The 7,171-nt window shown below is 72.6% G+C and carries 7 protein-coding genes; 4 read left to right on the top strand and 3 right to left on the bottom strand.

The window, feature by feature from the left end; all coding sequences use genetic code 11:
• Positions 1-617 (bottom strand): histidine kinase (locus G3I65_RS49550; RefSeq protein WP_239071923.1); only part of this gene is annotated, 617 nt, incomplete at its 3' end.
• Positions 618-772: 155 nt separating this feature from the next.
• Between G3I65_RS49550 and G3I65_RS49545 the strand changes: the two genes are divergently transcribed.
• Positions 773-1,330 carry a heme-binding protein gene (locus G3I65_RS49545; RefSeq protein ID WP_160702655.1) on the top strand — a complete coding sequence of 186 codons (558 nt, stop codon included), beginning with the start codon at positions 773-775 and terminating at the stop codon, positions 1,328-1,330.
• 14 nt (positions 1,331-1,344) lie between these two features.
• On the top strand, positions 1,345-2,550 hold the full coding sequence (locus G3I65_RS49540; protein WP_160702654.1) for an amidohydrolase family protein: 1,206 nt from the start codon (positions 1,345-1,347) through the stop codon (positions 2,548-2,550).
• On the opposite strand, the gene G3I65_RS49535 is transcribed toward G3I65_RS49540, so the two are convergent.
• Positions 2,540-3,388, bottom strand: a complete 849-nt coding sequence (locus G3I65_RS49535) for a LysR family transcriptional regulator (protein WP_160702653.1) — start codon at positions 3,386-3,388, stop codon at positions 2,540-2,542. The genes G3I65_RS49540 and G3I65_RS49535 overlap by 11 nt on opposite strands.
• An 82-nt stretch (positions 3,389-3,470) precedes the next feature.
• On the opposite strand from G3I65_RS49535, the gene G3I65_RS49530 reads away from it, so the two are divergent.
• Positions 3,471-4,715 carry an MFS transporter gene (locus tag G3I65_RS49530; RefSeq protein WP_160702652.1) on the top strand — a complete coding sequence of 415 codons (1,245 nt, stop codon included), beginning with the start codon at positions 3,471-3,473 and terminating at the stop codon, positions 4,713-4,715.
• An 89-nt stretch (positions 4,716-4,804) separates the two neighbouring features.
• Positions 4,805-4,987 (top strand): hypothetical protein, encoded by a 183-nt coding sequence (locus G3I65_RS49525; protein WP_160702651.1) that lies wholly within the window; start codon positions 4,805-4,807, stop codon positions 4,985-4,987.
• A 47-nt stretch (positions 4,988-5,034) separates the two neighbouring features.
• Here the strand turns inward: G3I65_RS49525 and G3I65_RS49520 are convergent.
• Positions 5,035-7,171: tetratricopeptide repeat protein (locus G3I65_RS49520; RefSeq protein ID WP_160702650.1), on the bottom strand; the 2,137-nt coding region annotated here is incomplete at its 5' end.

Raw genomic sequence — 7,171 nt, 5'->3', positions numbered from 1 at the left:
TCGCGGGCCAGCTCGGGCCGGTCCCACGCCTGGTCGGCGGCCTGCAGCAGCATCGCCTGGCTGGACAGGCCCTGCGCGAGCGCGTCGTGGAGCTCCCGCGACACGCGGTGGCGCTCGGCGAGCACGCCGGCGCGGCGCTCGGACTCGCGCAGCCGCTCGGCCTGCCGCCGCATGAAGGTGATCACCGCGGCGGTGACCGCGGCGATGGCGATCGGCACGATGGTCAGGTTCGGGTCGAAGCCGTCGGCCAGCCGGTTCTGCGACACGACGACCAGCGCCGTGATCACGCCGACGAGCGCGAGCGCCTGCCCGGTCGGCAGCGTCCGCAGGCCGGTGACCAGCAGCGGGATCGCCGACCAGGCGAAGCTGGGGGCGAGCACCACCAGGACGATCCAGAGCGCCAGGACGACGGTCAGCCAGAGCAGGTGCCGCCCGGCGAACAGGCCGGCGCCGTACGCGACGACCAGCGCCGCGGTGAACCCGATCACCCACGGCTGCAGGGGCGTGCCTTCGTGGCGGGTCAGGAACCGCACCGCCGAGGCGAGCACCAGCAGGAGGAACGCCGAGTGCATGACGGCGGCGAGCCACCGGGTGTCGGCTTCTGCCATGCCGTCCATGCTGGCTCCTTCCTCGTCCGGCACCAGCGTCGACCCGGCCGGCGGGCCGCGCATCAGCCGATCGGATGACCCCGGTGTCGGCCGGGACGCCGATGAGAACCCCCTGGTCGCGGGGTGAAGCTGGAGCCATCGAACCCCGACCCGAGGAGCAGACCATGATCTCGACCCGCACCCGCATCGCCGCCGCCGTCGCCGGCCTCGCCGCGGTCGGCGCCACCACCGTCGGCGCCGTCTCGGCCACCGCGGCCCCGGCCACTCCGGCCACTCCGGCCGCCCCGGCCGCCGCGGCCCAGGCCGACGGCAAGAACGTCGTCCAGACCTCGCACCTGTCGATCGCGGCCGCTTCCAAGGCCGCCCAGGCCGCGCTGGACGCCGCCACCAAGGCCGGCCAGCGCGTGTCGGTCGCCGTGGTGGACCGCGACGGCAACACCGTCCTGACCCTGCGCGGCGACGGCGCGGGCCCGCAGTCCTACAGCTCGGCGCAGCAGAAGGCGTTCACGGCGGTCTCGTGGAACGCGAAGACGTCCGAGCTGGCCGGCCGCCTCCAGCAGGCCCCGACGCTGAAGGACATCGACGGCACGCTGTTCCTGGCCGGCGCCGTCCCGGTGACCGCCGGCAACGCCCCGATCGCCGCGATCGGCGTCGCCGGTGCGCCCTCCGGCGCGCAGGACGAGACGTTCGCCCAGGCCGGCGTGGACGCGCTCGGCAAGTGACTACCGTGGCTCCCATGTGGATCCGAGATGTCCGGCCCTGGGGCGGCGAACGCAGTGACGTCGAGCTGAACGGCGACCGGATCGCGGCGGTCCGCCCGCACGATCCGGCGCCGGTCCCCGGTGCGGTCGAAGGCCGTGGCCGCCTGCTGTTCCCGGCGTTCAGCGACGTCCACGTGCACCTCGACTCGACGCGCATCGGGCTGCCGTTCCGGCCGCACACCGGTGGCCCCGGCGTCTGGGCGATGATGACGAACGACCGGGAGAACTGGCGCTCGGCGGAGGTCCCGCTGCCGGAACGGGTGGCGGGCACGCTGGAGCGGATGATCGCCAACGGCACCACGCGGGTGCGCAGCTACGCGCAGGTCGACGTCGACTGTGGACTGGAGAAGCTCGACGCCGTGCTGGCCGCGCGCGAGAAGTTCGCGGGACAGGCGGAGGTGCACGTCATGGCGTTCGCGCAGGCGGGCATCCTGCGCGAGCCGGGCACGCTGGACGTCCTCGACGCGGCGATGCGGTCCGGCGCGACGGTGATCGGCGGCATCGATCCGTGCACTGTGGACAAGGACCCGAAGGGGCACCTGGACGCCGTGTTCGGCCTGGCCGAGAAGCACCAGGCGGAGATCGACATCCACCTGCACGAGCCCGGCCACCTCGGCCTGTTCTCGACGGACCTGGTGCTCGACCGCGTCCGCGCGCTCGACATGCGGGGCAAGGTCACCATGTCGCACGCCTACGACCTCGGCTCGATCTCCGAGTCGGTCAGCCGCCGGGTGATCGACGACTTCGCCGACCTGGACGTCGCGATGACCACGGTGGCGCCGTCCGCCGCCGGACAGCTGTCCCTTTTGGACCTCGTGGCGGCCGGGGTGCGGATCGGGCTCGGCGAGGACGGCCAGCGCGATTACTGGAGCCCGTACGGCAACTGCGATCTGCTGGACCGGACGTGGCAGCTGGCGTTCACGCGCGGGTTCCGCCGCGACGCGGACATCGAGCTGGCGCTGGCGGTCGCCACGATGGGCGGCGCGTCGATCATGAGCCACGACGTCCCCCGCCTGGCCGGCCTCGGCGACCGGCCGGGCCTGGCCGCCGGCGACCGCGCGGACCTGGTGCTGGTGGACGGCGAGACCCCGACCAGCGCGGTGATGGACCGCGGCCGCGACCGGACCGTGCTGCACGACGGCGTCGTCGTGGCCGACGGGCTCGAGGTGCTCAAGCCCTGACGCGGCCCGCGGTGGCGAGCAGCGCGGCGACGTTCGGCTTGTGCTCGTCCCGCTTGCGCCAGGTCATGGTGACGGCGGTCGTCTCCCCGGCGAGGGGCACGGCGACCGCGTCACCGTGGGCGGCGAGCGCGGGCACGAGCGCGCACCCCATCCCGGCGGCCACGCACCGCCCGAGCGCGGCGATGCTGCCGACTTCCGCGTCGACGACGGGCCTGTCGATCCGGTCCAGCATTTCCCGGAAGCCGCACCCCTTCGGCGTGGCGAGGAAACCGACGCCCCGCAGATCGCCGGGTGCCAGGGTTTCCTTATCCGCCAACGGGTGTCCGGGTGGGACGAGGACGACGAGCGGTTCGTCCCCGAGGCTTTCGCTCGCGAACGCGGGGTCGTCCGGCGGGCTGCCGAAGGTGAAGCAGACGTCCACTTCGGACTGTCGAACGGCCTGGTACAGCTCGCCGCGGCCGCCTTCTTCCAGCGTCAGCCGCACGCGCGGCCACTTGGCCCGGTACTCGCTCAAGATCTCCGGGATCCACTGCGCGCACAGGGTTTCCAGCGCGCCGATGGTCAGCTCGCCTTCGGGTTCACCCCGGTTCTCCTCGACCGCGGCCTTGGCTTCCTCGGCGAGGGACAGCATCCGGTCGGCGTACCCGAGCAGGCGTTCCCCGGCGGACGTGAGCCGCAGCCGCCGCCCGCGCTCGAACAGCTTCGACCCGAGTTCCGCTTCCAGCGCCTGGATTTGCTCGGTGACGCTGGACTGCGCGTAGTGCAGTTCCGATGCGGCGCGAGTGAAGTTGAGCGTCCGCGCGACCACGCGGAAGGTGCGCAGGTGACGCAGTTCCATGGCATCTCCCATCGGAGTTCCCGATACCCACCATCGTAACTCCCTGCTTCCACCGGTGTCACGGAGAGTCCAAGGTTTCGGTGTGGCAAGACTTCTCACCGGCCTCTCGCTGGGCTACTTCCTGGTCATGCTGGACACGACGATCGTGACGGTGGCGCTCCCGTCGCTGTCGCCCTCGCTCGTGGACCAGCAATGGATTTCGAACGGCTACACGCTGACGTTCGCGGCGTTCCTCCTGACGGCGGGCGCGTGGTCCGACCGCTTCGGCGCCCGCCGGGTGTTCTTCACCGGCTTGGTCTCCTTCGCGGCGCTGTCGGGCCTGTCCGCCCTCGCGTCCCCGACGGTCTTGATCGCCCTGCGTGCCCTTCTGGGCGTGGCCGGAGCGCTGCTGGTGCCGTCGTCGCTGTCCCTGATCGCGACGGCCTACCCGGTGCCCGCCGCGCGTGCCAAGGCGATGGGGGTGTGGGCGGCGGTGAGCGGAACGGGCCTGGTGGCGGGCCCGCTGCTGGGCGGCGTGCTGACGGAGGCGTTCGGCTGGCGCGCGATCTTCGTGGTGAACGTCCCGGTGGCGCTGCTCGCGCTGGCGCTGTCCCGCTCGGCGCCGTCGACGCCGCCCAAGCCGCGCCGGCTGGACGTGGTCAGCCAGGTGTCCGCGGTAGTCGCTTTGTCGACGTTGACGTATGCCCTGGTGGAAGCCGTTTTCTGGCCCCTGATCCCCGCCGTCGTGGCCGCGCTGGTGTTCCTCCGGGCCCAGCGCCGCCCGGACGCGATGCTCCCGCGCCGGCTCGTTTCCTGGGGCCTCCTGGCGGGCGCGATCGTGAACTTCGGCCTGTCGGGCGTCCTGTTCGTCCTCTCGCTGTACTTCCAGCAAACCCGCGGCTACGCCCCTTCGGCGACGGGTTTGGCGTTCCTCCCGCTGACCATCCCGACGGCGTTCAACCCGATCTTCACCGGCCGCCTGGTCGCCAGTGTCGGCCCGCGCATTCCCGCGGTTGCAGGCTTTTCCTTGATGGCGCTGGGAACGCTGATCGAGGCGTGCTCGCCCATGCTTTCCGTGCTGGCATTGGCGTCGCTGGGCTTCGGCGTCTCGCTGGCGATCCCGTCCCTGCTGACTGCCGTGGTCGGCTCGGCCCCGCCGGAGCTGGCGGGAATCGCGGGCGGCGCGTTGAACGCGTCCCGCCAGACCGGCGCGGTCCTGGGAGTCGCCGTCCTCGGGGTGCTGGCGTCCGGAACCTCGACGGCTTTCGCGCTGACCACGGCCGCCGTGCTCCTGTTCGCCGGCGGTGTTTCCTGTTTCCTGTTCCTGCGTGAAACGGGAAACCCCTAGTCGCGAAATGCCGCGTGACGAATCCTGGTTGCAGGGCCGGAAATCCTCCGGAATCCCCTGAAACAACCATTCCCGAGGAGGGATTCGTCATGTCCTTGCCCAGAAAGCTGGCCAAGATCGGTGGCCCCGTGCTCGCGCTCTGCATCGTCGCGGCCGCGCCGCTGATCGGCTCCGCCACGGCGTTCGCCGACGGCGACGGCAGCACGCCGCCCCCGGTCACCACGACCACGCCGCCCCCGGCGGGTACCGACGGCAACCCCTGGCACGGCTGACGCGAACCGGGCCGGCCGGGCAAGGAGCGGCCGGCCCGAAACGCTTTTCAGTGCGACGCGCAGACGCATTCCCATTGCGCGCGTTCGGTGCGCAATTCCCCGGCCTCCGGCAAACCGAGTTCGGTGAACGCCTCGACGGCGGCGTCCCAATGCACGACGGCGTCACCGTGCTCGCCCATCGCGTGCAGCGTTTCCGCGACCCGCTGGTGCGCCCGGGCCTGGTAGGTGCGGTTCCCGTCGCCGGCGGCCAGATCCAGGGCAGCCCGGCCGGCGACGAGCGCGTCCCGGTGCGCACCCCTGGCGAGCGCGGTCGCGCCGCGGTCGAGGTAGAGCTGTGTGCGCAGGTCGGCGTCCGGCACGTTGGCCGCCACCTCCTTGGCCTTGTCGTGGTAGCGCACGGCTTCGGGGTAGCGCCCCAGCTCGCGGTGCACGTTGCCGATGTTGTTCAGCGCGTAGGCCTCGACGCAGTGGTCGCCGACTTCGGCGGCGTGGGCGTGCGCCTCGGTGTAGCTGCCCAGCGCCTCGGTGAGCCGGCCGAGGTTCTCCTGCACCGAACCGAGGTTGTTGAGCGCGTGCGCGACGCCTTGGACGTGCCCGATCTCCCGCAGGATCCGCGCCGCGGCGCCGTGCTGCCCCAACGCGACTTCGAGGTGGCCGTGCAGTTCGTTGAGGTAGCCGAGCATGCTCAGCGCGTGGGCTTCGCCCCGCCGGTCGTCGGTCCGCTCGTACTTCGCCAGCGCGGCATCGAGGTGGGCGATCGCCTGCGCGTGCTTGCCCAGCTCCATGGTGGGGATCGCGAGCGCGCACAACGTCGCCGCTTCGCCACGCACGTCACCGAGCCGGTGCCACTTCGGCAGCGCCTGTGCGGCGAATTCCAGCGCTTCCGCGAGCCGCCCGCGCCGGTCGTTCGCGGTCGCCAGCCGGAGCAGCACGTGCGCCTGGCCGTAGTCGTTGCCGGGATCGGCCGACACGGTCCGCCACGCGAGCTCGAGCGTGCCGATCCAGTCCTCGAACTGGTTGGTGGTGTTGAAGTAGCGCCACAGCAGCACGGCCAGCCGCCAGGTGTGCTCGGGCAGGTCGTGCCGGGCGGCGAAGCGGATCGCGGCCACGAGGTTGTCCCGCTCCGCGGCGATCCACCGCAGGCCGGCGGCTTCGTCGGCGAACGCGGGCGCGACCGGGCAGGACCGGTCCGACGCCGGCTGCTGGGCCTGGTCGAACGGGTAGGCGGCGCCGACCGCGGCCGCGAGCGTGACCAGGTAGAAGTCGAGCAGGCGCACCAGTGCCTGCCGGGGCGCCGGTTCGGCGGCGGCGTACGCCTTGAGCGGGTCCAGCATCTGGTACCGCTCGGGCGCGGCCTCCTCCAGCAGGCTGACCTCGTGCAGCTCGTCGAGCAGCCGCCGGGCCTCGACGACGTCGCACCCGGCGAGCGCGGCGCCGCCGGCGACGTCGACGTCCGGCCCCGGCAGGCCGCCGAGCAGCCGGAACATCGCGCGCTGCGGCTCACCGAGCTGCTGGTAGGACACCCGGACGGCGGCGATGCCGTCGTCCTCGGCCAGCGGGCCGCCCTGTTCGAGCAGGTGGAGCAGGTGCTCCAGCGGCCACTTGTCGTGCCGCCGGAACAACGCCGCCGCCACCCGGATCGGCATCGGCAGGAACCCGCACCGCTTGACGACCAGCGCGACCTCGGCCGCCCGCCCGCGCACCCGCGGCGCGTCGGTCAGCGCGGTGAACAGCTCGGCGGCCTCGTCCGGCGGCAACGGCGACAGCCGGACCGGCTCGCCGGTGTCGCCCATCCGCCTGCTGGTGACGATCGCGAGGCAGCCGCCGTCTTCGGGCAGCAGCGGCCGGATCTGCTCCGCCGACGCGGCGTTGTCGAGCACGACCAGCGTGCGCGTGCCGTACAGGGTGGTCTGGTACAGCGTGACCTTCCGGCCGACGGTGGCCGGGATCTGCTCGGCCGGCACGCCCAGTTCGAGCAGCAGCTCGGTGAGCGCGTCGCCGACGCTGGTCTCGGGCACACCGGGGGTGAACCCGTTGAGCCTGGCCAGGAGCTGGCCGTCCGGGAACCGGTCGCGCAACCGGTGCGCGGCCTCGACGGCGAGGCCGGTCTTGCCGACGCCGGGCGCGCCGCTCACCCAGACCGCGCGCTTGCCGGCGGCGGCCGTCTCGATCTTGGCGAGGTCG

The organism is Amycolatopsis sp. SID8362, assembly GCF_010550475.1.
GTDB classification, from domain to species: domain Bacteria; phylum Actinomycetota; class Actinomycetes; order Mycobacteriales; family Pseudonocardiaceae; genus Amycolatopsis; species Amycolatopsis eburnea.
Note: the sequence above shows the minus strand (reverse complement) of the source record. Positions and strands in the feature narration are given on the sequence as shown.